Raw genomic sequence first — 24,709 nt, 5'->3', positions numbered from 1 at the left:
GAGCCCGCACGGCTCCCGGTCACGACGTGCCGTTTGCCCGAGGCCGAGCGGTCACGAACCGTCGTCTGGGCCGGCGCCGAACGACGATCTCTGACCGCTCGACGCCGGGCGCGCGGGGTGTTGCGACCACCCGGACCGCCCGCACCGCCAGCACCGCCCGGACCGCCCGCACCGCCCGCACCGCCCGGACTCTGCCGCTGCGGTCGCCCGAAGTGCCGCCCGCGGTGCTCGGCGGCGACACTTCGTGGGACCTCGGCGGACGTGAGCGGCGTGTCGAACGACCTGGCGCCCCACCGCATCACCGACCGAGGAGCACACGCGCCGGGGCCCGAGCGCAGCAGCCGGAGCGCGACTAGCGGCGGTCGCTGTCCCCGTCGCCGTCACGCTGGGCGTCCGGCGAGGACGAGGGCTCCGGCGGCGTGGCACCGACGACTCGCTCGCCGTAGCGCGGCGGCTCCTCGGGTCGACGCTCCGGCACCGGAGGGGCCGCGGGGGCGGCGGCCGTTTCGGGGGTCTCCCCGTACCGGGGTCCGTCGTTCGTGCCGTAGCGCGGCGGGCCCGAAGGCGCACCCATCTGCGTGCCGGGGGCCGACGTGCCGGGGTGTTGCGGGCCTCCCGGCTGCTGGTGCGGCGTGGCGTGCCCGCCGTACGGCGACTGCTGCTGCGGCGGGACCCCACCGGGGCCCGGACGCCACTGCTGCTGCTGCTGCTGCTGCTGCTGGGGAGCGTCGTTCCAGTGCGTGGACGGGGTCGCCCCGTGCTCGCCGAGGATCCGCTGCGCCTGCCCGGTCAGCTGCGGGTTGACGACGATCTGGTAGTTCGTGGCGAGCACCTGGTGCACGCTCGTGAAGTCACGCTGTCGCTTCGTGATCGCGAACGAGACGATGCCGTAGAGCATGCCGAACGCGGCACCGATGATCGCGGCCGCCAGGATCAGGCCGCCGGCGCTCGGTGAGAACAGCGTGAGCACGATGCCGAAGAAGATGCCGAGCCACAGGCCGGACAGCGCGCCGGCGATGGCGGCACGGCCGTAGGTCATCTTGCCGGTGACCCGTTCGACCGTCTTCAGGTCGTTGCCGACGATCGAGAGCTGGTTGACGGGGAAGTCGGCCTCGGCCAGCTTCGCCACCACGCGCTGCGCGTCGGGGTAGCTGTCGTACGTTCCCAGGACGTCGCCCTTGGGCAGCGTCGGGAACGCCTGGGCGGTCCTGCCGGCGAAGGGGCTCTGATTGCTCACACAGCCATCATTCACCGCACACCTTGCAATCGCACGTGCACTCTCAGGGAAGCAGCCGACCGGCGCGGGCGAACGCCCACACCCGAGCGACTACGCTGGGTCGGGTGAGCGCCACGAAGGTCTTCGTCGCCCGCCTCGCCGGGTGCTCCGTCTTCGACCCCGCGGGCGACCGCGTCGGCAGGGTCCGGGACGTCCTGGTCGTCTACCGCCGGGCCGATCCCCCGCACGTCGTCGGGCTCATCGTCGAGGTGCCCGGCAAGCGCCGCATCTTCGTGAGCATCGGCCGCATCACCTCCATCGGTGCCGGGCAGGTCATCACGACCGGCCTCGTGAACATGCGCCGCTTCGAGCAGCGCGGCGGCGAGGTCCGCGTCATCGCCGAGATGCTCGGCCGCAAGGTGCTCATCAAGAACCAGCGGATCCGCGCCACCATCGAGGACGTCGCGATCGAGGACCGCGGGCAGGGCGACTGGGAGGTCGCGCAGCTCTTCCTCCGCAAGCCGAAGACCACGCCGTCGCCGTTCGGCAAGGGCCCGACGACGTTCGCGACGTGGAACGAGGTCACCGAGGACGAGCTCCCCGGCGAGGCCCAGTCCGCCGAGCACGTCATCGCCGCCTACTCCGACCTGCTGCCCGCCGACCTCGCGTCGACGCTGCTCGACCTGCCCGCCGAGCGCCGGTTCGAGGTCGCCGAGGAACTTCCGGACGACCGCCTCGCCGACGTGCTCGAGGAGATGCCCGACCAGGAGCGCATCGAGATCCTCACCCGGCTGGTCGACGCCCGCGCCGCCGACGTCCTCGACCAGATGCAGCCGGACGACGCGGCCGACGTCCTCGCCCAGTTCTCCGACGAGCGGAGTGAAGCCCTCCTGCAGCTCATGGAGCCGGAGGAGGCGCAGGACGTCCGCATGCTCCTGGAGTACGAGCCGGACACCGCCGGTGGTCTGATGACCACCGAACCGGTGATCGTCTCGGCTGACGCCACCGTGGCCGAGGGCCTCGCGCTGGTCCGCCGCCACGAGCTCGCGCCGGTGCTCGGCGCCGCCGTCTGCGTCACCCTGCCGCCGTACGAGCCGCCGACCGGCCGGTTCCTCGGGCTCGTGCACTTCCAGCGGATGCTCCGCTACCCGCCGAACGAGCGGCTCGGCACGCTCATCGACCAGCAGACCGAACCGGTCCGGGTCGACGCGAGCGCCGCCGAGGTCACCCGCATCATGGCGACCTACAACCTGCTGTCCGTCCCCGTGGTCGACGACGCCCACCGTCTCGTCGGGGTGGTGACGATCGACGATGTCCTCGACCACGTCCTGCCGGACGACTGGCGAAGTCAGGGCGAGGGGGAACCCTCACCGCTTCCACGCCAACGCCCGCGCAGGACACCCGTGACGACGGGAAGGAGGACCACCCGTGGCCCGAACGGATGACAACCGTCGCGACCGTGACCGGCAAGAGGTCCGGCTCGACTCCCCGAAGGGCATGCGCACGCGTGTGCTCCCCAGCCGCCGCCGTGGTCGCGGGGACACCTTCGGTCGCGCGACCGAGGGCATCGCCCGCGGCATGGGCACGCCCTGGTTCCTCATCGGGCTCACGCTGTTCTGCGTGGTCTGGATGGGCTACAACACCCTCGCGCCGAAGCCGTGGCAGTTCGACTCGGCGGCCATCGGCTTCACGGCTCTGACGCTCGTGCTCTCGCTGCAGGCCTCGTACGCCGCCCCGCTGATCCTGCTCGCGCAGAACCGGCAGGACGACCGCGACCGCGTGCAGTTCGAGCAGGACCGCCAGCGCGCCGAACGCAACCTGGCCGACACCGAGTACCTGGCCCGCGAGGTCGTGGCCCTGCGCCTGGCGATGCGGGACATGGCGTCGAAGGACTTCATCCGCGCCGAGCTCCGTTCCCTGCTCGAGGAGCTCGACCGCCGCGACGCGGACGAGGCCGGCTACGCGGACGAACACGACAGCTCCACCCGTGGCTGACGCCGTCCCCACCGACGAACAGCTCGGCACGGCGGTCCTCGCCGCGCTCGGCCGCGTCATCGACCCCGAGATCCGCCGCCCCGTCACGGAGCTCGACATGATCCGCGGCGTGGACGTGCAGCCAGGAGGCGCGGTGCGCGTCGACCTGCAGCTCACGATCGTTGGGTGCCCCGCCGCCGACACCATCGAGCGCGACGTCCGCGTCGCCGCCGGGTCCGTCCCGGGGGTCGCCGCAGTCGACGTCGACGTGTCCGTGATGGACCCGGCCACGCGCGCCGCACTGACCGAGCGGCTGCGAGCCGGCCGCCCCAAGGGCGTCCAGTTCCCCGCGGACTCGCTCACGCGCGTCATCGCCGTCACGAGCGGCAAGGGCGGCGTCGGCAAGTCCACCGTCACCGTGAACCTCGCCGTCGCGCTCGCCCGCCGGGGCTTGCGGGTCGGGGTCGTCGACGTCGACGTGCACGGCTTCAGCGTCCCCGGCTTGATGGGCCTGACCGACGAGCACGGGGTCGCACCCCGCCCGACCCGGGTGGACAGCATGATCCTGCCGCCGGTGGCGCACGACGTGAAGGTCGTGTCGATCGGCATGTTCGTCGACGACGTCTCGACCGCGGTGTCGTGGCGCGGACCGATGCTGCACCGCACCGTGAACCAGTTCCTGACCGACGTGTTCTTCGGCGACCTCGACGTCCTGCTGCTCGACCTGCCCCCGGGCACCGGCGACGTCGCGATCTCGGTGGGGCAGCTGCTGCCGCACGCCGAGGTCCTGGTCGTCACGACCCCGCAGGCCGCCGCGGCCGACGTCGCCGAGCGCAGCGGGATCGTCGCCCGGCAGACCGGGCAGCGGGTCATCGGCGTGGTCGAGAACATGGCCGGGCTCGTGCAGCCCGACGGCTCGGTGCTGCACCTGTTCGGTGAGGGTGGCGGCGCCGAGACCGCCGCACGGCTCTCCCGCGGGCAGGACGACCCCGTCCCGGTGCTCGGCAGCGTGCCGCTGTCCGTGCCGCTGCGCGAGGGCGGCGACGCAGGTGTCCCGGTGGTGCTCGGCACCCCGGAGGACCCGTCCGCCGTCGCCCTGACGGCGATCGCCGACCGGATCACCACGATGGGACGCGGGCTCGCCGGCCGGAAGCTCGGGTTGTCGCTGTCCTAGGCTCGGGGTCATGAGCACCGATCACGTCGATGTCGACTGGGACCACGCACGCGCCACCAACCGCGCGAACTGGGACGACCGGGTGCCGATCCACGAGGGCGCGTACGCGATCGACGCCCTCGCCGACCCCGGCCACCGCTCCGACGTCGTCCGCGACGACCTGCCGGCCCTGACGCCCTGGTTGCCGAACGGCTCGCTCGCGGGCCTCGACGTCTGCCACCTGCAGTGCCACATCGGCACCGACACGGTGTCGCTCGCCCGCGAGGGTGCCCGGCTGACCGGCGTCGACTTCTCCCCCGCCGCCCTCGCCTCGGCCGCCGGGCTCGCGTCGCGCCTCGGCCTCGACGTCACCTGGGTCGAGACCGACGTCCTCGATGCCCGGGCCGCCGTCACCGGCGACTTCGACGTCGTGTACACGAGCATCGGCACGATCTGCTGGCTCCCCGACCTCGACCGCTGGGCTGCGCAGGTCGCCGGCCTGCTGCGCCCCGGCGGGGTGTTCTTCATCCGCGACGGCCACCCGGCGCTGTACGCCCTCGACGAGGACGCCGACGAGCTCGCCACCCGGTACCGGTACTTCCCGGACGGCACCGCGCAGCAGTGGGACGACGCCGGCACCTACGCCGGTGACGGCACGGTGGCGAACACCCGCACCTTCGAGTGGCCGCACCCGCTGTCCGAGATCGTGAACGCCCTGCTCGGTGCCGGACTGCGACTCCGACGGCTCGACGAGGGCCGGACCCTGCCCTGGCGCTTCAGCTCCCGCATGGTCGAGACCGGCACCGGTTCGTGGGCCTGGCCGGATCACGACCGTGACCGGATGCCGACCACCTACACGATCGTCGCGACCCGCGACTGACGACGCGACCCCGTGACGGACGGGAGGCCCGGTGCCAGCTGGCACCGGGCCTCCAGTCCGTCGTGTGGGGACGTGACGGGCGTCAGGTCGCCTCGGCGTCGAAGGGTGCCGGTTCACCGGCGGCCAGGGGCACGACGGGAGCCGTCGCGCGCACCTTCGAGGCCGTGACCTGCGCGGTCTGGACGGCTGCGGCACTCGTGCCGGAGTCGAGCAGGGCGTCGCGGATGATGCGGCGCGGGTCGTACTGACGCGGGTCGAGCTTCTGCCACTCGATGTCGTCGAACTCGGGGCCCATCTCGTCGCGCATCCGCTCCTTGGCGGTGTCGGCGAACCGACGGACGGCCTTGACGAACTCCGCCAGCTTCTGGGCGTACATCGGCAGGCGCTGCGGCCCGAGCAAGAGGACGCCGATGACCCCGATGATCAGGATCTTGTCGAGCGGGATGTCCACGCGAGCGAGCCTAACGCCTGCTGCTGCGTTGCACCTCTAGAGTTGTCTCCCGAACGGAGTGTGCGTGTCAGAGAAAGAGTCGAACTGGAAGTTCGCCGAGGACATCGTCTCGGAGACCGAGGCGATCGCCCGTGCTCGTGAGCACTCCGTGGAACTCGGGGTCGAAGCGATCTCGCCCGCGATCGGTGCGCAGATCGCGGTCATCGCCGCAGCCTCGCGTGCGACGAGCATCATCGAGATCGGCACCGGCCTCGGGGTCTCCGGCCTGTACCTGCTCGCGGGCGCCCCGAACGCGACCCTGACCACGATCGACGTCGAGGTGGACCACCAGCAGTTCGCCCGCGACGCCTACATCAGCGCCGGCACCGCTCCCGCACGGATCCGGCTCATCCCCGGTCGGGCGAACCAGGTACTCCCCCGCATGAACGAGGCCTCGTACGACGTCGTGCTCGTCGATGCCGACCCCGAGCACGTGATCGAGTACGTCGAGCACGGGCTGCGGCTCGCCCGCCTGGGTGGCACCGTCCTGGTGCCGCACGCCCTCTGGCGCGGACGCGTGGCCGACCCGGTGAAGCGCGACCGCGCCACCACGGACTTCCGGCTGCTCCTGACCGAGGTGTCGACGTCGGGTGCGGTGCGCAGCGCGCTGTCGCCCGCCGGCGACGGACTGCTGCAGCTGACGAAGGTCACCAACTAGCGCTCGACCCGCCGCCGCTCGCGCAGGTCAGTCCAGGTGCCGCAGGTACCGCTCGGGCGACTCGAGGAACGCACGCTCGTTCCGCACCAGGTCGAGGTCGCGCCATCCGGTGCGCCGCAGGCCCCACTCGCCGACCTCGTGGATCTCGGCCCCGGGGAACGCGGCGAGCACGGGTGAGTGGGTCGAGAGCACGACCTGGCCGACACCCGTCTCGACGATGGACTGCAGGAGCCCGATCAGCGCCAGGCACCCCGAGAACGACAGGGCGGACTCCGGCTCGTCGAGGATCCAGAGCCCGGGCCACTGCGACCGGTGGATGACGAAGTCGAGGAACGACTCACCGTGGCTCCGCTCGTGGAACAGCGGCTCGGCTCCCCCGGGGTGCTGTTCGAGGTAGGTGAACACCCCGTGCATGGTCTCCGCGCGCAGGAAGAAGCCGGACCGCACCGCGCCGGGCTCCCGGTGCAGGGCGATGTGTTCCCAGAGCTGCGATTCGCTCGGGCGGGTGCTGTGCCCGGACTTCGTCGAACCGCCCTCGGGCCCCATGCCGAAGGCGAGCGCCATCGCCTCCACCAGGGTGGACTTGCCGGCACCGTTCTCACCGACCAGCACCGTCACCGGAGCGAGATCGAGCCCGTCGTCGAGCAGCTGCCGCACGGGCGCGAGCGTCGCGGGCCAGACGTCGCGCGGCATCGGGTCGGGCGCGTACTCCTCGACGCGGCGGATCGGCAGTCTCGTCCTCGGCACGGTCCCATCCTGCCGGAGCCGACCGACAGCGCCGCGGATCCCCCAGCCGCGGGATCGGCAGCGCACAGACGGAAGGCCCGGAGCGTACACGCTCCGGGCCTTCCGTTCTGGTGCTTCGACGTACTAGGCCGAGACGACCTCAGCGAGTGCGTCGTGGAGTTCCTTGGCCTCGGCATCGTTGACCGAGACGACCAGGCGGCCTCCACCTTCGAGCGGAACCCGCACGATGATGAGTCGACCCTCCTTAACAGCCTCCATCGGCCCGTCACCGGTCCTCGGCTTCATGGCTGCCATCAGATGTCCCCTTTCGTGCAGTAAATGCAGCCCCATTATCCCGTATGGAGGGGGCAACTGCGAAACCGCCCAGGTTGGGGGTGTCGGATGTGCCGTCCGGATGCTCCGCAGAACGCGGATCCACGGGCCTCCGGAGCCCTGCGTCGATCACGGCGGGGTCCAGTCGTAGCCGTCGACCCACCACGTGTAGTACAGCCAGACCCACTGCAGCCCGACGAACGCGACGACGACGGCCACGCGGTACACCCGCGACCGCGGCAGCGCGACGATCCCGAGCAACGGCGCGATCGGCACGAGGATGCGCCAGGTGCTCGACTGCGGGAAGAACACCGCGAGCAGGTACACGAGGTACGCCACGCCCCAGAGTCGGAGCTCGATGCCGATCCGGCGTGCGGCGGGCAGGCACACGAACGCCGCGAACCCGACGAGCACGACGACGAGCAGGACCGTGCCGGCCGGCTGCCCGAACCACCACCCGAACCCCTGCACCCACGGCGCGAACGGCACGAGTTCCTTCCACCCGATGTACGACGACCGCCAGGCGAGCTCGGTGTCGGTGTAGGCCTTCGGCACCCCGGTGACCGCCCACGCGATCGCCGGCCACGCCAGCCCGACCAGACCCGACACAGTGGCGACCACCGCGGGGGGCACGAGTCGGCGGAGGGTGAGCGGCTCCGACGAGCGCACCCACGCCGGCCGGATCGCCCACGCGGCCACGAAGAGCACCACCAGGAACGCGAAGGCGAGGCCCGTCGGCCGCGTCATGCCGAGCAGCAGCACGACGGGCAGCATCGCCCACCACCGTCGATCAACCATGAGCAGCAGCGCGACGAGCAACAGGAACAGGCCCATCGACTCCGCGTAGGCCACCTGGAACATCGCGGACACCGGTGCGACGCAGAACAGCACCGTTGCGAACGTCGCCCGTGCGGGGTCGAGGAACCCCCCCATGAGCCGGCGGAACACCAGCGCGGCCCCGAGTCCGGCGAGCAACGACACCGAGACCGCGACGAGCTCGAACGACGCTCCGGTGAGCAGCATGAGCCCGCGCACCAGGAACGGGTACGCGGGCATGAACGCCCACGCGTTCTCGGTCACGTGCCCGGCGGCATCGACCGGCAGCGTCGACGGGTACCCGCCCGTGGCGATCACGCGGTACCAGGCGCCGTCCCAGATCGACGCGAACGACAGGTAGCCCGGGCTCTGCACGGTGAACGAGTTCGCCGCTTGCACACCCGCGAACGCGAGCATCATGGCACCGGTGACGAGCCGCGCCAGCACGTAGACGACCGTGATTCGCACCCACCAGGGGACGACCCGGTACCGGGCCCGCCAACGGTTCCGGGCAGGGGTCCTCCGGGTGGCCCCCGCCGTCGTCAGGCCGTCAGCCACCGACGCAGCCCGGCCTCGACCGCGGTGATCTGCGCGACCGGGACCTGCTCGTCGTCGTGGTGGGCGAAGACCGGCTCGCCGGGGCCGTAGTTGACCGCGGGGACCCCGAGCGCCGAGAAGCGTGCGACGTCGGTCCAGCCGTACTTCGGACGGGGCTCCGGTCCGCCGACGGCCGCGACGAAGTCCTGCGCGAGCGGGGCGTCGAGCCCGGGGCGGGCACCGGCGGCGAGGTCGACGATCGTGACCTCGTACCCGTCGAACAGCTCGCGGATGTGGGCGACGGCCTCGTCGGCCGAGCGCGAGGGGGCGAACCGGTAGTTCACGTGCACCATCGCCTCGTCCGGGATGATGTTGCCCGCGATGCCGCCGCTGATGCCGACCGCGTTCAGGCCCTCGCGGTACTCGAGCCCGTCGACCGTGACCGTGCGGGGCTCGTACGCGGCCAGGGTGGCCAGGATCGGGGCGGTCTTGTGGATGGCGTTGTCGCCGATCCAGCTCCGGGCGCTGTGCGAGCGCTTGCCGAACGTGCGGATCTCGGCGCGGAGGTTGCCGTTGCACCCGCCCTCGATCTGCGCCCCGGACGGCTCGCCCAGGATCGCGAAGTCGGCGGCGAGGAGTTCGGGTCGCGTCCGGGCCAGGCGGCCGAGGCCGTTGAGGGCGTCGCTCACCTCTTCGTGGTCGTACCAGACCCACGTGACGTCGACCGAGGGGTCGACGAGGTCGTACGCGAGCTTGAGCTGCACCGCGCAGCCCGCCTTCATGTCGACGGTGCCGCGGCCCCAGAGGATCTCGGTGCCGTCCTCGGCGGTCCGGAACTCGGTCGGCAGGTTGTCGTTGAGCGGGACGGTGTCGATGTGGCCGGCGATGACGACCCGGCGGTCGCGGCCCAGGTTCGTCCGCGCCACGATCGCGTCGCCGTCGCGGATCACCTCGAGGTGCGGCAGCGGTGCGAGCACGGCCTCGATCGCGTCGGCGAGGGCCTGCTCGTTGCCGGACACCGACTCGATGTCGCAGATGGCACGGGTGATGTCGATGGACGAGGCGGTGAGGTCGAGGTGCTCCGGCATGCAGGCAGCCTACCGGCCGCCCCTCGCACCGCCCCGGTAGTCCGGACGGTCGGCGGCCCCACCGCCCCGGCAGTCCGGACGGACGGTGCCCGCCGAACGGCGCTCGGTACCCTGGAGCCGTGACCGACACGACTGCCACCGACCGCCCGACCCACGCCTGGGGCCACGGCCTCGCGACGATCGCCGCCGACGGCACGACGCTCGACACCTGGTACCCCGAGACGCACCTCGGCGCGCTGCCCGCCGACGCCGTGTTCCCCGCCGAGCTGCAGGCACACGTCGGTGACGACCCCCGCCGTGAGGTCCGGATCGAAGCCGTCACCACCGAGATCACGATCGACGCCGGCCCGACGAGCACTCCGGACGCGTACCTCCGCCTGCACCTGCTGAGCCACCTGCACGTCCGCCCGAACGAGGTCTCCCTCGACGGCGTCTTCGGCCACCTGCCGATCGTCGCGTGGACGAACGCCGGCCCGGTGCACCCCGAGTCCCTGACGCGCCTGCGCCCGTCCCTGCAGCGCGCCGGCATCGCCGTGCACGCGATCGACAAGTTCCCGCGCCTGGTCGACTACGTCGTGCCGGACCGCGTGCGGATCGGCGACGCGAACCGGGTCCGTCTCGGCGCCCACCTGGCACCGGGAACGACCGTCATGCACGAGGGCTTCGTGAACTTCAACGCCGGCACCCTCGGCGACGCCATGATCGAGGGCCGCGTCTCGCAGGGCGTCGTCGTCGGCAACGGCACCGACATCGGCGGCGGCGCCTCGATCATGGGCACGCTGTCCGGCGGAGGCACCCACCGTGTCTCGCTCGGCGAACGCGCGCTGCTCGGCGCGAACGCGGGCCTCGGCATCTCGCTCGCCGACGACTCCGTCATCGAGGCCGGTCTCTACGTCACGGCCGGCACGAAGGTGGTGCTGGTCGGCGCGGCCCCGAACCCCGACGGCACCCCGAAGACCGTCAAGGCCGCCGAGCTCTCCGGCACCCCGAACATCCTGTTCCGCCGCAACAGCGTCAGCGGGGCCGTCGAGGCGCTGCAGCGCAAGGGCGAGGGCATCCAGCTGAACACCGCGCTGCACGCGTAGCGCTGCACGCCCGGCGCGCCCACCGGGAGGCCCGCCCCGCGAGTGGTCACGACACACCGTCCGCGGGGCACCGAGGGGGCACGAACCGTCGGTTCGGCACCCGGCGGACGACAGTTCGCGACCACTCCGCGAAGGCGAGCGGCGCGCCCTGCCGCCCGCGCCCGACACGCCCGCACGGGAGGCCCGGGGCCGGTCCACGAGACCGCCACCCGGCCTCCAGGCCGTCGCGTCCAGTGCCGCGCCCCGCGAGTGGTCACAACACACCGCCCGCGGGGCGCCGAGGGCGCACGAACCGTCGGTTCGACACCCGCCCGACGACAGTTCACGACCACTCGGCAGAGGCGAGCGGCGCGTCCCGCCGCCCCACCGCCTTGCGAGCGGGCGGAATGCCAACCCGCGCACACGCACGAGCGCCCCGCGCCACGGAACCGTGGGGCGGGGCGCTCGGAGTCGGTCAGCGCGAGGGGACGTCCCGCTCAGGCGCACCCACGTAGAGCTGCTGGGGGCGACCGATCTTGTTGAGCGGGTCGTTGTTCAGCTCGCGCCACTGGGCGATCCAGCCCGGCAGACGACCGATCGCGAACAGGACGGTGAACATCCGCGGCGGGAAGCCCATCGCCTTGTAGATGATGCCGGTGTAGAAGTCGACGTTCGGGTAGAGCTTGCGGCTGACGAAGTACTCGTCCTCGAGCGCGATCTGCTCGAGTTCCATCGCGATGTCGAGCAGGTCGTCCTGCACACCGAGGGACTCGAGGACCTCGTGCGCGGACTCCTTGACGAGCTTCGCGCGCGGGTCGTAGTTCTTGTAGACGCGGTGTCCGAAGCCCATGAGCTTGACGCCCTGCTCCTTGTTCTTCACCCGCTCGACGAAGCGCGTCACGGGCTCGCCCGAGTCCTTGATCTGCTGGAGCATCTCGAGCACGGCCTCGTTGGCACCGCCGTGCAGCGGGCCGTACAGGGCGTTGATGCCGGCCGAGATCGAGGCGAACATGTTCGCCTTCGTCGAGCCGACCATGCGCACCGTCGAGGTCGAGGCGTTCTGCTCGTGGTCCTCGTGCAGGATGAGGAGCCGCTCGAGCGCCTTCGAGAGCACCGGGTTGGGCTTGTAGGTCTCGGCCATGGTGCCGAAGTTCAGCCGCAGGAAGTTGTCGACGAACGACAGCGAGTTGTCCGGGTACAGGAACGCCTGCCCGATGGCCTTCTTGTGGGCGTAGGCCGCGATCACCGGGAGCTTGGCGAGGAGCCGGACGGTCTGCAGCTCGACCTTCTCGGGGTCGTCGACGTCCATGTCGTCCTCGTAGTACGTGGACAGGGCGCTCACGGCGCTCGAGAGCACGGACATCGGGTGCGCCGAGTGCGGCAGGGCGTCGAACAGGCGGCGGAGGTCTTCGTGCAGCAGCGTGTGCCGACGGATGCGGGCGTCGAACTGCTCGAGCTCGGTGGGGGTGGGCAGCTCGCCGTAGATCAGGAGCCACGCGACCTCGAGGAAGGTGCAGTTGCCGGCGATCTGGTCGATCGGGTACCCGCGGTAGCGCAGGATGCCCTGGTCGCCGTCGATGTAGGTGATCGCGCTCTTCGTCGCACCGGTGTTCACGAACCCGTAGTCGAGCGTGTTCATCCCGGTCTGCTTCTTGAAGGTCGAGATGTCGATCGCGGACGCGCCGTCGACGCTCTGTAGGATCGGGAACTCCGCCGTGCCGCCCGGGAACGTCAGCGTCGCGGTCGCGCCCTGCTGTTCGGCGGCGGGACTCACGGGGACGGGCGTGGTGGGCGGTGTGGCCGTCTTCTGAGCGTCATTGGCAGTGTCAGTCACGAGGACAGCCTAATCGCGGCACCTGTCGGTCGTGCACACATCCCAGGTGACGATTTGGTGGTTCTCACGGATTGCGGGGCCCGCCCGGAGTACTCGTGTCCGTGCTACGCGGTGCCGAGGCGACGGCTGCTCGCCAGTCGCTGCGCCGCCGCGGCGATGCGCTCGTCGGTCGCCGTCAGGGCCACGCGGACGTGCTCGCCCCCTGCTGCGCCGTAGAACGTGCCGGGTGCGACGAGGATCCCGCGGTCGGCGAGCCAGGCCACGGTGTCGAGTGCGGGTTCGCCACGGGTGGCCCAGAGGTAGAGCCCGGCCTCGCTGTGGTCGATCCGGAACCCGGCGTCCTCGAGTGCTCGCCGGAGCATGTTCCGGCGAGCCCGGTAGCGGGCCTTCTGCTGCTGCACGTGGGTCTCGTCCTGCAGCGCGACGACCATCGCCTGCTGGACGGGCAGCGGCGGCATGAGCCCGGCGTGCTTGCGGACGGCCAGGACGTCGGCCAGGATCGCGGCGTCACCGGCGACGAAGGCCGCACGGTAGCCGGCGAGGTTCGACTGCTTCGACAGCGAGTACACGCTCAGCACGCCGTCGAGCGAGTCGCCGACGACCCGCGGGTCGAGGATCGTGGGCGTCGGGGTGGTGGCGTGGTCCGGGTCCCACCCGAGCTCGGCGTAGCACTCGTCGCCGACGATGACGGCTCCGAGCTCGCGGGCGCGGACCACGGCGGCACGGAGCTCGTCGAGGGTCAGCACGCGGCCGTCCGGGTTGCCCGGGGAGTTCAGCCACACGAGCTTCGTGGTGGACGGCCACGCCGCGGGGTCGTCCGAGGCCAGGGCATCGGCGCGGACCAGGGCGGCGCCGAGCTCGTACGTCGGGTACGCGGCGGCCGGGAACACCACGGTGTCACCGGGGCCGATGCCGAGCCAGAGCGCGAGGCCCGCGATGAACTCCTTCGAGCCGATCGTCGGCAGCGCGTTCGCCTCGGTCAGGGCGACGCCGTGGCGACGGCCGTACCAGTCGGCGATGGCCTGCCGCAGCGCCGGGGTGCCGGCGACCTGCGGGTAGGCGTGCGCGTCGGTCGCGGTGGCCAGGGCGGTGCGGACGACCTCGGGCGTGGGGTCGACGGGCGATCCGACGCTGAGGTCGACGATGCCGCCCTCGTACGCCGCGGCGCGCTGCTTGAACGGGACGAGCTGGTCCCAGGGGAAGTCGGGGAGGTCGAGCGCCACGAGGGGGTCCGGTCAGCCGCGGACGGGCTCGGCTGCGACGACGGGGTGGTCCTTGTGGATCACGCCGACCTTCGCGGCTCCGCCGGGCGACCCGACCTCGTCGAAGAACTCGACGTTGGCCTTGTAGTAGTCGGCCCACTGGTCGGGCAGGTCGTCCTCGTAGTAGATGGCCTCGACGGGGCAGACCGGCTCACACGCACCACAGTCGACGCACTCGTCGGGGTGGATGTAGAGCGAGCGGTCACCCTCGTAGATGCAGTCGACCGGGCATTCGTCGATGCAGGCGCGGTCCTTAACGTCGACACAGGGCTGGGCGATCACGTAGGTCACGGTTCGGGTGCTCCCTTCGACGAGCGGGTTCGAGTCTACTCGCGGCCCGGAGCCGTCCGGGACCGCAGCCCCGACAGGTCCGGCCACGCGAGGACCAGGGCGGCGATGACCGCGGGGGCGAACGTCCACACGTACCCGGCCGCGTTGGCGAGGACGAGCGGCGAACTCTCCCCGCCGACCGACACGAGCACCTGCGTCGCGACGAGGATCCCGATGCCGATCGCGGCGACCATCGCACGCGAGCGGTAGACGAGCCGCACGCCCACGGTCAGGCCGAGCACGATGAGGGTGGTGACGACGAGTCCGACGGGGAGCGCGCCGATCGTCTGCTGGTGCGTGACCGTCCCGAGGCCGCCGGCGAGCAGCCCGAGCAGCAGCGAGACCACGACCGCCGCGGCCTTGCCCTGGCCGGACATCTCGGCGTAGGTCTGCGGAGCCGCCGGCTGCGGGGCTGCGTCGTGCCGGAACGCCTCGACCGCCGGGGCGTGCTGCCGGACGCCGTGCGGCATGACCCACGACAGGGCCGCTGGGTCGGCGGGGTCCACGGGGTCGACGGCGACCTGGGAGCGGTACTGCTCGACCGCCGCACGCACCTTGGCCCGGACCGGCAGGACGTCGACCGTGACGTCGGCCTGACCGCTGTCGGGGTCGACGATCATCGAGAACGGGACTTCCTCGGCTCGGGCCGCGTACTGCGCCGCGTGGTGCATCCGCACGTGGTCGGGGTGCCCGTAGCCGCCGTCGTCGGCGTAGCTGATCACGGCGTCGGCACCGGTGGAGCGGATCGCGGCGCGGACGTCGTCCACGACCTCGCCCAGGTCTGCCGCGGTCAGTGAGTCGGCCGGGGCGTCGTCCGCGGCGGTGGCCCGCCCGTCCGGGCCCCACTGCATGCCGGAGTCGACGTAGCGACGCTCCGGCAGGTCGGTCGGCCGGGCACCGCGCCCGCCGAGCCACAGGTGCTGCGGCCCGCCGAGGGCGGCGAGGGCCGCGGCGATCTCGGTCTCGCGGTGCCGTGCCACCCGCGCGGGGTCGCCCGCCAGCGGGGCCAACTGCTCCGTGAGCATCTCGCCGCGCTCGCCCCGGGTCGCGGTGAGCACGGTCACCTCGGCGCCGCGCTCGAGCAGGGTCGCGATGGTCCCGCCCGACGAGAGCGTCTCGTCGTCGGGGTGGGCGTGCACGATCAGGACGCGCTCGGGGCGCGTGGCAGGGGCCTTCGACATCGTCCCCAAGGGTACGGGACTAGCGGGGCGTGACGATGTAGGTCGCCGTGACGCCGCCGCTGTCCTTGCTCTCCGAGAAGGTCAGGACGACGCGGTAGGCGTCGCTCCGGAACATGCCGAACGCGCTCGACGAGTCCGCACGCTTCGCCGACTCGGTGTACCCGGCGTCGGTGAGCTGCTGCACGGCGGCCTGGAAGTCGTCGACCGAGGCCGCCCGGACCTGCGCGACCCACCCCGAGCCGTTCGGTCCGGCTCCCCCGCCGAGCACGGTGCCGTCGACGAGCGGGACGTCGGCGGACGGGAACCCGTCCGGCACCTTGCCGTCGGAGGTCACGTCCGCGCCCTTGAGCGCCGTGTCGAGCGCGCCGTCGATGCCCCCGGCGACCGAGGACATGCCGTCCTGGATCGCCTTGCCGTCGATGCCCGCGACCCCGTCGGCGACGTTCGACGCGACGGAGGACCCGAGGTCGGTGGCCTGCTGCACGGCCTGGGTCGAGCAGCCGGTGAGTCCGGCCAGGGCGATGCCGGCAGCGACGGCGGCGATCAGCGGGGTACGGAGGGAGCGCATGGCGCGACCGTAACGGACGAGCCGGGAGGCCCGGCGCGAGTTGGCTGTGAACGTGCCGTCCCCGGGGCGGTCACGTGCGCGGCGGGGCCGCCCCGGGCCTCCTTCCCGAAGGACGTGTCAGGCGACGTACGCGCGCGTCGCCGCGACCAGGGCGTCGACACCGACCGGGATCGCGGTCTCGGCCTGCGGCGCGTAGAACGGCGAGTGGTTGCTCGGGATCTCCTCGCCGCGGCGGAAGCGCTCCGGGTCGGTGATGCCCGTGAACCAGTACACGAGCGGTGCTCCGGCGGCGGTGGCGAGCTGACCGACGTCCTCCGACGCCATGGCGAGCCCGATCTCCAGGTCGCGGGCTCCCGGCACCTCGGCGCGGATGGCCTCGAGCACGGTGGCGGCGGCCTCGGCGTCGTTCACGGTGACCTCGGCGCCCGGTGCACGCACGATCGTCGGCTCGGACAGGCCACCGGCCGTGCTCTCGGCACGGACGATGCGCTCGATCGACGCGATGATGCGCTGGCGGGTCTCCTCGTTGCGGGCCCGGGTCGAGATCTCGATGACGGCCTCGTCGGGGATGATGTTCGCGCGCGTGCCGGCGTGGAAGCTGCCGACGGTGACGACCCCCGCGTCGCTCGGCGAGACCTCGCGGGCGACGACGGTCTGCAGCCGCACGACGGCCGAGGCCGCGGTGACGACCGGGTCGAGCGAGGCCTGCGGTGCCGAACCGTGCGCCCCACGACCGTTGAAGGTCACCGTCAGCCGGTCGCTCGACGCCATCACGGGGCCGGTGCCGACGGCGACGATGCCGACCGGCGCCGGCGCGGAGTGCTGCCCGAGCACGACGTCCGGCTTCGGGAACCGCTCGACCAGGCCGTCCTCGACCATCGCGCGGGCGCCGGAGATGACCTCTTCAGCAGGCTGGAAGACGGCGACGACCGTGCCGCGCCAGTCCCCCGTGGTCGCGACCAGGCGCTCGAGCGTGCCGAGCAGCCACGTGACGTGGATGTCGTGGCCGCAGGCGTGCATGGTCGGGACCTCGCGGCCCTCGTCGTCGGTGCCGACGTGCTCGCTGGCGTAGGACAGGCCGGTCCGCTCCTGCACGGGCAGGCCGTCCATGTCGGCACGGAGCCAGACCACGGGGCCCTCGCCGTTCGACACGACACCGACGACGCCGGTGCCGCCGACGCCCGTCGTCACCTCGATCCCACCGATCTCGGCGAGCTTCGCAGTGATGACACCGGCGGTGCGGTGCTCCTGGAAGCCGAGCTCCGGGTGGGCGTGCAGGTCCTGGTAGATCGAGAGCAGGTCGAGAGTCACGCTGACCACGGTACAACCGCGAACGGCCCGGCCACCTGTTGCAGGTGACCGGGCCGTCGGACGGAGGACGGGCCTCCGCGGGTGTTGCTGCTGGTGCTTACGCGTCCTGGCGCTTGAGACGCGCGTAGGAGCGCTGGCGAGCCGACGCGTCCAGCTCGACCTTGCGGATGCGCACGGCGGCGGGGGTGACCTCGACGCACTCGTCCTCACGGGCGAACTCGAGGCACTCCTCCAACGAGAGCTGACGCGACGGCGTCATCGACTCGAACGTGTCGGCGTTCGCCGACCGCATGTTGGTGAGCTTCTTCTCCTTGGTGATGTTCACGTCCATGTCGTCGGCGCGCGAGTTCTCGCCGATGACCATGCCCTCGTAGACTTCTTCGGTCGGGTTGACGAAGAACGACATCCGCTCCTGAAGGTTCGTGATGGCGAACGGCGTCACCACACCGGAGCGGTCGGAGACGATCGAGCCGTTGATGCGGGTCTGGATCGCGCCAGCCCACTCGTCGTAGCCGTGGAAGATCGCGTTGGCGATGCCGGTGCCGCGGGTCTCGGTCAGGAACGACGTGCGGAAGCCGATCAGGCCGCGCGACGGGACGATGAACTCCATGCGCACCCAGCCGGTGCCGTGGTTCGTCATGTTCTCCATGCGGCCCTTGCGAGCGGCCATGAGCTGCGTGATCGCGCCGAGGTACTCCTCCGGCGTGTCGATCGTCATGTGCTCGTACGGCTCCTGCAGCTTGCCGTTCTCGTCACGCTTCGTGACCACCTGCGGCTTGCCGACGGTGAGCTCGAAGCCCTCGCGACGCATCTGCTCGACCAGGATGGCGAGTGCGAGCTCACCACGACCCTGGACCTCCCACGCGTCGGGGCGGCCGATGTCGAGGACCTTGAGCGAGACGTTGCCGACGAGCTCGCGGTCGAGGCGCTCCTTGACCATGCGGGCGGTCAGCTTGTGGCCCTTGACCTTGCCGACGAGCGGGCTGGTGTTCGTGCCGATCGTCATCGAGATCGCCGGGTCGTCGACCGTGATGGTCGGCAGCGGGCGGACGTCCTCGGGGTCGGTCAGGGTCTCGCCGATGGTGATCGTGTCGAAGCCGGCAACGGCGACGATGTCACCGGGGCCAGCCGACTCGGCCGGGTAGCGGTCGAGCGCCTTGGTGATGAGGAGCTCGGTGATGCGGGCGTTGACGACGGTGCCGTCGTGCTTGACCCACGCGACCGTCTGGCCCTTCTTCATGGTGCCGTGGAAGATGCGCAGGAGCGCGAGGCGACCGAGGAACGGGGAGGCGTCGAGGTTCGTGACGTGCGCCTGCAGCGGGTGCTCGTCGTCGTACTTCGGGGCCGGGACGTGCTGGAGGATCGCTTCGAACAGCGGCTCGAGGTCGTCGTTGTCGGGCAGCTCGCCGTCGTTCGGCTTGTTGCGCGACGCGGCGCCGTTGCGACCCGATGCGTAGACCACCGGGACGTCGAGGATCGCGTCGAGGTCGAGGTCGTCGACCTCGTCCGACAGGTCCGAGGCGAGGCCGAGGAGCAGGTCCTGCGACTCGGAGACGACCTCGTCGATGCGGGAGTCGGGGCGGTCCGTCTTGTTGACGAGCAGGATCACCGGGAGCTTCGCGGCGAGCGCCTTGCGCAGCACGAAGCGGGTCTGGGGCAGGGGACCCTCGGAGGCGTCGACGAGCAGCACGACACCGTCGACCATGGACAGGCCGCGCTCGACCTCACCACCGAAGTCGGCGTGGCCGGGCGTGTCGATCACGTTGATGGTGATGGGGCCGTCCGCACCGAACTCGGTCGCGTGCTTGCCGTTGTAGAGCACCGACGTGTTCTTCGCGAGGATCGTGATGCCCTTCTCGCGCTCGAGGTCGTTCGAGTCCATCATGCGGTCTTCGCCCTCGAAGTGGGCGTCGAACGAGTTGGTCTGCGTGAGCATCGCGTCGACGAGGGTGGTCTTGCCGTGGTCGACGTGTGCCACGATGGCGACGTTGCGCAGGTCGGACCGGGTGGCGAGCGCCATACAGGACATCCTTCAATTTCAGGGAGAGTGTCGGGCCAGTGTTTTCACAGCACCGCACCCGTGGGCAGAACGCCCGACACGCCAGTCTACCGGTAGTTCGCAAGCGACAGGAGTACAGCGCATGAGCCGTCGGCGAACGTGGGTCGAGATCACCATCGTCCTGCTGCTCTCGCTCGGTGCCAGCGCCCTCTACTCGATCCTGCAGATCATCGACGACCTGTCGCAGGCGACCCCGCTCGGCGAGCAGTCGACGGCCCTGAACACCTCGTCGACGACGGTGCAGTACGTCGACCTCGCCCGGCAGCTCCTCGGCATCGCGGTGGACCTGGCCCCGGTGGCGCTCGTCTGCTATCTGCTGTGGAGCACGTCGCGGCCGCACCTCGGGCGGCTCGGGATCGACCGGTTCCGGGCGAAGCCGGACCTGGGCGGCCCGGCGCTCATCGCCCTGTGCATCGGGATCCCGGGGCTCGCGCTGTACTTCGCGGGGCGGGCGCTCGGCATCACGGTCGCGGTCGACCCCGCCGCGCTGAACTCGTACTGGTGGACGGTCCCGGTCCTGCTGCTGTCCGCGATCCGCTCGGGCCTGCAGGAAGAGGTGATCGTGATCGGGTACCTCTACGCCCGACTCGGCGACCTCGGGTGGGGTCGCTGGCAGATGATCCTGTCGACCGCCCTGCTGCGCGGCAGCTACCACCTGTACCAGGGGTTCGGCGCGTTCATCGGCAACGCGGTGATGGGCATCGTGTTCGGCTGGATCTACACGAGGTGGGGCCGGCTCCTGCCGCTCGTCATCACGCACGCCCTGCTCGACGCGGTGGTCTTCGTCGGGTACCCCTGGGTGGCGCACGCGTTCCCGCAGTTGTTCTCGTAGGCCACGGAGCGCATCCACAGCCCCCGCACAGCGCGCCGAGGGGCAACCCCCGCCGGCTCGCCCTACCGTGAGACCCATGAGCATCCCCGCGATCGGCGAGTCCGCCCCGTCGTTCACCCTGCCGGGAATGGTCGTGCGCGGCGGCGTCCGCACCGACGACGAGTACGACCTGTCCGCCGAGATCGGCCGCACCGTGGTGCTGGCCTTCTACCCGGGCGACGCGACGGCGGTCTGCACGGCCCAGCTCTGCAGTTACCAAGCCGAACTCGACGAGTTCACCGACCTCGGCGCGACCGTGTGGGGCATCAGCCCGCAGGCACTCGACTCGCACGAGGGGTTCGCCCGCGGGTCCTCGCTCGCGTTCCCGCTGCTCAGCGACACCGCGGGCTCGGTGATCCGCTCGTACGGGGTGCAGGCACCGGGCATCGGCCTGCGCCGATCGGTCTTCGTGATCGGCCCCGACGGCGTGGTCCGGTGGCGGCACGTCGGCCTGGTCGGTCTGCGGTTCCCGAAGGCCGAGACCATCCGCGAACAGATCGAACTGCTCGTTTCGTAGTCCCCGGCGTGGGAGTCCGCTGAGTGCGCCGAGATGGGGTATTGACACCCCAACTGGGGGCGACGACCATGGACGGCACGAGGGTCCGTCCAGGATCTGCCTCCCCGGGGAATCGGGTCGTCCGGAGATACGCGCCGGTGTGTCACACCCGCTCCCCGGGCGTCTCCGGGGAGGCATCTCGTACCCTCGTCCGGTGCCCACCACCATCGTCGCCCCCGGCCTGCGCGCCCTCGCCGTCGTCCTCTGGGTCGTGGCCGTCGTGCTCGTCCCACTGGCCCTGCTCGGCGGCGGTGCCCCCTGGCTCGTGCCGATCCCGAGCATCGCCGTCGCGTTCGTCGCGTGGGCGGCGCTGTGGCGTCCCCGGATCGAGCTGACACCGGAGCACCTGCGCATCGTGGACGTCCGGCGGACCAGCAGCTACACCTGGTCACGCATCAGCGAGGTGCGCACGAAGTACGGCATCGAGGTGGTCACCAGCGAGGGCGTCCGTCGCGTCTGGATCGCGACCCGCCCGACGGCGCGTCTCGCAGCGCACACCGGTGACCGGCCGGGAGGCCCGGATCGCCTGGACGTCAACGCTGCGGCCGCGCGGATGCTGGCCCACGTGCCCGCATCGGCCGCGCACGACGGGCCGCCCCCGTCGAGCGTGACGGCTGCGCCGATCACGCACCGCACCCACGGCTGGACGATCCTGGCGATGGTCGTCCTCGGGGTCGCGGCGTCGCTGGCGGCGGCTCGGTTCTAGCGGTCGCGCAGTCGTCGCGGCCGGTCAGGTCGGCCGGCAGCCCGACGCAGAACGACACCCCCGACGTCGTGCGACGTCGGGGGTGTCGTTCGGGTGCGGTGTCGTTCGTGAACGGTGTCGTTCGTGAACGCGGTGCCGACTACTTCGTGTAGCCCACGTCCTGCCACTTGACCGAGGACTGCTGGAACTGCGCCGGACCGTAGTTCACCAGGTCCTTGCGCACGCCCCAGGCGTACGGCTCGGCGAACAGCGGGATGGTGCCGGCGACCGCGACGATCTTCTTGTCGATGGCCTGCGCGTCCTTGATGCGGGCATCCGGGTCGAGCTCGCCGTTCGCCTTGTCCCAGGCGGCACCGAGCGAGTCGTCCGTCACGCCGGTGTAGTTCTGGCCGGCGTCGGCGGGGTAGTAGATCGACTTCAGCGACGAGATCGGGAACGGAGTGCCCTGCCACGCGAAGTACGTGGCGTCGAAGTCACGGGTCGTCGTGGTGATGTACTTCGTGAAGAAGTCGTCGGTGGGCACGGTGTCGATGGTCACCTTGAAGCCGGCGAGCTTGGTCTGCTGCTGCACGAGCTGCGCGACGTTCGCCGAGTTCGGGTTGTCCGACGGGATCACGAAGCGGACGTCGAGTTCCTTGCCGCCCTTGGTCGCGTAGCCGTCCGAGCCGATCTTCCAGCCCGCGTCCTCGAGCTTCGACTTCGCCTTGTCGGTGCTGTAGCCGTAGACGCTCGACACGTCGTCCTTGTAGCCCTCCTGACCGGGCAGGTAGGTCAGGTTGTTGAGCACGTCACCCGGGCTCTTCACCGGCGACAGGATCGCCTGGGCGAGCACCTTGCGGTTGATCGCCTGCGCGAACGCCTGGCGCACGTCCTGGTCCTTGAAGACGTCCGAGGTGCCGTTCAGCGTGATCTGGCGCTGCGTGGTGCCGAGCGACCGCTCGATCTTCGAGTCGGAGCGCGAGTTCGCCGTCTTGAGGTTGTCGGCGCTGCCGTTCAGGTTGAAGGCGTCGAGCTCCTTGTTGCCGTACGCCTGGGCGACACCGTCACGGGACACCGTCTTGAAGACGATCGTGTCGAGCTTGCCCTCGTCGCCCCACCACTTGGGGTTCTTCTCGAAGGTCACGACGCCACCGTTGGCGTCGAAGGACTTCAGGATGTACGGGCCACCGGAGACGTAGGTCTTGCCGTCGGCCGCGTACGGACCCTTGGCCCACGCCTTGTTGAAGTGGTCCGGGGTGTCGACGGCCCAGTACGGGTAGATCGCGCCGAGGACGCTCGCCCAGTCGGCGTTGGTCTTCGAGAACGTCATGATGACGTCACGCTCGTCGGAGCCCTGCTTGACCGAGTCCACGTCCTCCCACACGTTGGTGGCGAGGGGCGCGAAGGCCTTGTTCGTGCCGTTCAGCGCCTTCCAGTTCGCGATGACGTCCTTCGCGCTGATCGGGGTGCCGTCCGACCACACGGCCTTCGGGTTGATCTTGATCTCGACGGTCTGGGGCGAGTCCTTGGTCAGCTCGACGGAGGTCGCGTAGTCCTTGTTCGCCTCCCACTCGCCGTTCTCCTTGAACTGGATGAAGCCCGGCAGGTAGGTCTGCGAGATCGTCGTGTCGTCGACGGTCCCCGAGTCCAGGTTGGCCAGCTGCCAGTTCGCCGGAGCCGTGTCGATCGGCAGGGTGATCGACCCGCCGTCCTTGACGTCGGCGCGATCCGCGACGGTCCAGCCGGTCGACTTCAGCGACGACTCGGCGACCGCGGAGTTGTCGCCGCCCGCTTCTCCGCCGCCGGAGCAGCCGGCCAGCACGACGGCAGCTGCCGCAGCGGTGGCCAGGACGGCGATGCCCTTGATCCTCTTTCGCATGGCGAGGATTCCCTTTCGTTGTGGTTCGCGCAGATCGCGCTGGACCGCGGCGGCCCCCGCCGTCGCGCCTGTTGGTTGAGAACCCTAGCCACATCCGAAGGCGGCACAAGGGTCTGTGCGATGAATCGAAACACGCTCGTAACGAATGTTGCATAGCGTCACTTCCGTTGTCCCACCCAGTCGCTCGAACGGCTAGCCTGTCGCCACCGACAACGCCGTCCGGTCGGACGGCCGCACCCAGAGGTCACGAACCACATGCTCGCCTTCATCGCAAAGCGGATCGTCAACTACATCGTCCTGACGATCGTGGCGACCACGCTCGGGTACATCCTCGCCAGCACGACGCTCAACCCGGCCGCACGGTTCCTGGGGCGCAACCCGGCCGTGCCGCCGGGCACCATCCAGGCGTCGCTCCGCAAGCTCGGCGCCGATCCGGACACCCCGCTCCTCGTCCGCACGTGGGACTGGTGGGTCGGTCTGGTGACGCACGGCTCGCTCGGCATGAGCACCCGCGGCACCGAGGTGACGGCCGACATCATCGCCCGCTCCGGCACGAGCCTGCGGCTGCTCGTGATCGGCACACTGCTCGGCGCGATCCTCGGGGTGCTGCTCGGCGTCTGGAACGCGGTCCGGCAGTACCGCACGTCCGACCAGGTGTCGACCTACCTGTCGTTCGCGGTGCTCGCCACCCCGACCTTCGTCATCGCGGTCGTGCTGATGATCCTCGCGACCACGCTCAACCAGGGCGTCGGGACGCAGGTGATCCGGTTCACCGGCGAGTACACGCCGGGGGTGACCGGGTTCTTCCCGGTGCTCGGCGACCGGCTCGGGCACCTGCTGTTACCGACGATCTCGCTCACCATCGGCGCCGTCGCCACGTACTCGCGCTACCAGCGCTCGGCGATGCTCGACGTGCTGTCGAACGACTTCATCCGCACCGCACGGTCGAAGGGCCGCACCCGCGGGTCGGCGATCATGCGCCACGGTGTGCGGGTCGCCCTCATCCCGATGTCGACCTTCTTCGCGTACTCGTTCGGACTCATCCTGACCGGCGCGAGCATCACCGAGCTGGTCTTCAGCTGGCACGGCATGGGCGAGTACTTCGTCCAGAGCATCAGCAACAACGACATCAACGCGGCGTCGGGCACGATCCTCTTCACGGCGATCCTCGTGCTCATCGCAGGGACCCTCGCGGACCTGCTGTACGCCGCGCTCGACCCGCGAGTGAGGGTGTGACC

At 70.8% G+C, this 24,709-nt stretch carries 24 protein-coding genes; 10 read left to right on the top strand and 14 right to left on the bottom strand.

Going from position 1 to position 24,709, the window contains the following annotated elements; genetic code table 11:
- Positions 1 to 352: 352 nt before the first annotated feature.
- Positions 353 to 1,237: a YflT domain-containing protein gene (locus ORG17_RS04365; RefSeq protein ID WP_214527115.1), complete on the bottom strand. Its 885-nt coding sequence runs from the start codon at positions 1,235 to 1,237 to the stop codon at positions 353 to 355.
- 104 nt (positions 1,238 to 1,341) lie between these two features.
- On the opposite strand from ORG17_RS04365, the gene ORG17_RS04360 reads away from it, so the two are divergent.
- Genes ORG17_RS04360 through ORG17_RS04345 form a run of 4 tightly spaced genes read left to right on the top strand, consistent with a single transcriptional unit; the run spans position 1,342 to position 5,223 of the window.
- Positions 1,342 to 2,661 carry a magnesium transporter MgtE N-terminal domain-containing protein gene (locus tag ORG17_RS04360; protein ID WP_027464574.1) on the top strand — a complete coding sequence of 440 codons (1,320 nt, stop codon included), beginning with the start codon at positions 1,342 to 1,344 and terminating at the stop codon, positions 2,659 to 2,661.
- A 52-nt stretch (positions 2,662 to 2,713) separates the two neighbouring features.
- Positions 2,714 to 3,211: a DUF1003 domain-containing protein gene (locus ORG17_RS04355; protein WP_042539423.1), complete on the top strand. Its 498-nt coding sequence runs from the start codon at positions 2,714 to 2,716 to the stop codon at positions 3,209 to 3,211.
- On the top strand, positions 3,204 to 4,364 hold the full coding sequence (locus ORG17_RS04350; protein ID WP_214527114.1) for a P-loop NTPase: 1,161 nt from the start codon (positions 3,204 to 3,206) through the stop codon (positions 4,362 to 4,364). The genes ORG17_RS04355 and ORG17_RS04350 overlap by 8 nt, the downstream gene beginning before the upstream one ends.
- 10 nt (positions 4,365 to 4,374) lie before the next feature.
- A complete protein-coding gene (locus ORG17_RS04345) occupies positions 4,375 to 5,223 on the top strand; it encodes a class I SAM-dependent methyltransferase (protein ID WP_214527112.1) in 849 nt (282 codons plus the stop codon).
- An 82-nt stretch (positions 5,224 to 5,305) separates the two neighbouring features.
- Here ORG17_RS04345 and ORG17_RS04340 read toward each other — a convergent pair whose 3' ends face one another.
- The gene (locus ORG17_RS04340; RefSeq protein WP_027464570.1) at positions 5,306 to 5,674 is read right to left on the bottom strand and encodes a Sec-independent protein translocase family protein; all 369 of its coding nucleotides are present in this window, start codon (positions 5,672 to 5,674) and stop codon (positions 5,306 to 5,308) included.
- A gap of 64 nt (positions 5,675 to 5,738) precedes the next feature.
- Between ORG17_RS04340 and ORG17_RS04335 the strand changes: the two genes are divergently transcribed.
- Positions 5,739 to 6,371, top strand: a complete 633-nt coding sequence (locus tag ORG17_RS04335) for an O-methyltransferase (RefSeq protein ID WP_214527110.1) — start codon at positions 5,739 to 5,741, stop codon at positions 6,369 to 6,371.
- A 27-nt stretch (positions 6,372 to 6,398) separates the two neighbouring features.
- On the opposite strand, the gene ORG17_RS04330 is transcribed toward ORG17_RS04335, so the two are convergent.
- From ORG17_RS04330 to dapE, 4 genes are all read right to left on the bottom strand, one after another.
- Positions 6,399 to 7,118, bottom strand: a complete 720-nt coding sequence (locus ORG17_RS04330; RefSeq protein WP_027464568.1) for an AAA family ATPase — start codon at positions 7,116 to 7,118, stop codon at positions 6,399 to 6,401.
- A gap of 123 nt (positions 7,119 to 7,241) precedes the next feature.
- Entirely contained in the window at positions 7,242 to 7,412 is a 171-nt protein-coding gene (locus ORG17_RS04325) for a DUF3117 domain-containing protein (RefSeq protein ID WP_017887054.1), read from the bottom strand.
- A gap of 147 nt (positions 7,413 to 7,559) precedes the next feature.
- Positions 7,560 to 8,804: a hypothetical protein gene (locus tag ORG17_RS04320; protein ID WP_214527108.1), complete on the bottom strand. Its 1,245-nt coding sequence runs from the start codon at positions 8,802 to 8,804 to the stop codon at positions 7,560 to 7,562.
- Positions 8,789 to 9,871 (bottom strand): succinyl-diaminopimelate desuccinylase, encoded by a 1,083-nt coding sequence (gene dapE / locus ORG17_RS04315; protein WP_027464567.1) that lies wholly within the window; start codon positions 9,869 to 9,871, stop codon positions 8,789 to 8,791. The genes ORG17_RS04320 and dapE overlap by 16 nt, the downstream gene beginning before the upstream one ends.
- Positions 9,872 to 9,990: 119 nt before the next feature.
- On the opposite strand from dapE, the gene dapD reads away from it, so the two are divergent.
- A complete protein-coding gene (gene dapD / locus ORG17_RS04310) occupies positions 9,991 to 10,956 on the top strand; it encodes a 2,3,4,5-tetrahydropyridine-2,6-dicarboxylate N-succinyltransferase (RefSeq protein WP_214527106.1) in 966 nt (321 codons plus the stop codon).
- Between the two features lie 454 nt (positions 10,957 to 11,410).
- On the opposite strand, the gene ORG17_RS04305 is transcribed toward dapD, so the two are convergent.
- The 7 genes from ORG17_RS04305 to typA all read right to left on the bottom strand — a co-directional run bounded on the left by ORG17_RS04305 (position 11,411) and on the right by typA (position 19,441).
- Positions 11,411 to 12,709: a citrate synthase gene (locus ORG17_RS04305; RefSeq protein WP_081827170.1), complete on the bottom strand. Its 1,299-nt coding sequence runs from the start codon at positions 12,707 to 12,709 to the stop codon at positions 11,411 to 11,413.
- 164 nt (positions 12,710 to 12,873) lie between these two features.
- Positions 12,874 to 13,992 (bottom strand): succinyldiaminopimelate transaminase, encoded by a 1,119-nt coding sequence (gene dapC / locus ORG17_RS04300; protein ID WP_027464564.1) that lies wholly within the window; start codon positions 13,990 to 13,992, stop codon positions 12,874 to 12,876.
- A 12-nt stretch (positions 13,993 to 14,004) separates the two neighbouring features.
- The gene (gene fdxA / locus ORG17_RS04295) at positions 14,005 to 14,322 is read right to left on the bottom strand and encodes a ferredoxin (protein ID WP_017887060.1); all 318 of its coding nucleotides are present in this window, start codon (positions 14,320 to 14,322) and stop codon (positions 14,005 to 14,007) included.
- Between the two features lie 35 nt (positions 14,323 to 14,357).
- Positions 14,358 to 15,542 carry a PIG-L family deacetylase gene (locus ORG17_RS04290; RefSeq protein WP_214527104.1) on the bottom strand — a complete coding sequence of 395 codons (1,185 nt, stop codon included), beginning with the start codon at positions 15,540 to 15,542 and terminating at the stop codon, positions 14,358 to 14,360.
- Between the two features lie 19 nt (positions 15,543 to 15,561).
- Positions 15,562 to 16,110: a hypothetical protein gene (locus ORG17_RS04285; protein WP_051596503.1), complete on the bottom strand. Its 549-nt coding sequence runs from the start codon at positions 16,108 to 16,110 to the stop codon at positions 15,562 to 15,564.
- A 117-nt stretch (positions 16,111 to 16,227) separates the two neighbouring features.
- On the bottom strand, positions 16,228 to 17,421 hold the full coding sequence (locus ORG17_RS04280; RefSeq protein WP_027464563.1) for an amidohydrolase: 1,194 nt from the start codon (positions 17,419 to 17,421) through the stop codon (positions 16,228 to 16,230).
- Positions 17,422 to 17,518: 97 nt separating this feature from the next.
- Entirely contained in the window at positions 17,519 to 19,441 is a 1,923-nt protein-coding gene (gene typA, locus ORG17_RS04275; RefSeq protein ID WP_027464562.1) for a translational GTPase TypA, read from the bottom strand.
- A gap of 121 nt (positions 19,442 to 19,562) precedes the next feature.
- Between typA and ORG17_RS04270 the strand changes: the two genes are divergently transcribed.
- From ORG17_RS04270 to ORG17_RS04260, 3 genes are all read left to right on the top strand, one after another.
- Complete coding sequence (locus ORG17_RS04270) at positions 19,563 to 20,312, top strand: CPBP family intramembrane glutamic endopeptidase (RefSeq protein WP_214527102.1); 750 nt, start codon at positions 19,563 to 19,565, stop codon at positions 20,310 to 20,312.
- Positions 20,313 to 20,388: 76 nt separating this feature from the next.
- Entirely contained in the window at positions 20,389 to 20,868 is a 480-nt protein-coding gene (locus tag ORG17_RS04265; protein ID WP_071244944.1) for a peroxiredoxin, read from the top strand.
- 193 nt (positions 20,869 to 21,061) lie between these two features.
- Positions 21,062 to 21,613 (top strand): PH domain-containing protein, encoded by a 552-nt coding sequence (locus tag ORG17_RS04260; protein ID WP_214527100.1) that lies wholly within the window; start codon positions 21,062 to 21,064, stop codon positions 21,611 to 21,613.
- Positions 21,614 to 21,752: 139 nt separating this feature from the next.
- On the opposite strand, the gene ORG17_RS04255 is transcribed toward ORG17_RS04260, so the two are convergent.
- The gene (locus ORG17_RS04255; protein ID WP_071244946.1) at positions 21,753 to 23,471 is read right to left on the bottom strand and encodes an ABC transporter family substrate-binding protein; all 1,719 of its coding nucleotides are present in this window, start codon (positions 23,469 to 23,471) and stop codon (positions 21,753 to 21,755) included.
- A gap of 255 nt (positions 23,472 to 23,726) precedes the next feature.
- On the opposite strand from ORG17_RS04255, the gene ORG17_RS04250 reads away from it, so the two are divergent.
- A complete protein-coding gene (locus ORG17_RS04250) occupies positions 23,727 to 24,707 on the top strand; it encodes an ABC transporter permease (RefSeq protein WP_027464558.1) in 981 nt (326 codons plus the stop codon).
- Positions 24,708 to 24,709 lie beyond the last annotated feature (2 nt).

The organism is Curtobacterium flaccumfaciens pv. betae, assembly GCF_026241855.1.
GTDB lineage: Bacteria > Actinomycetota > Actinomycetes > Actinomycetales > Microbacteriaceae > Curtobacterium > Curtobacterium flaccumfaciens.
Note: the sequence above shows the minus strand (reverse complement) of the source record. Positions and strands in the feature narration are given on the sequence as shown.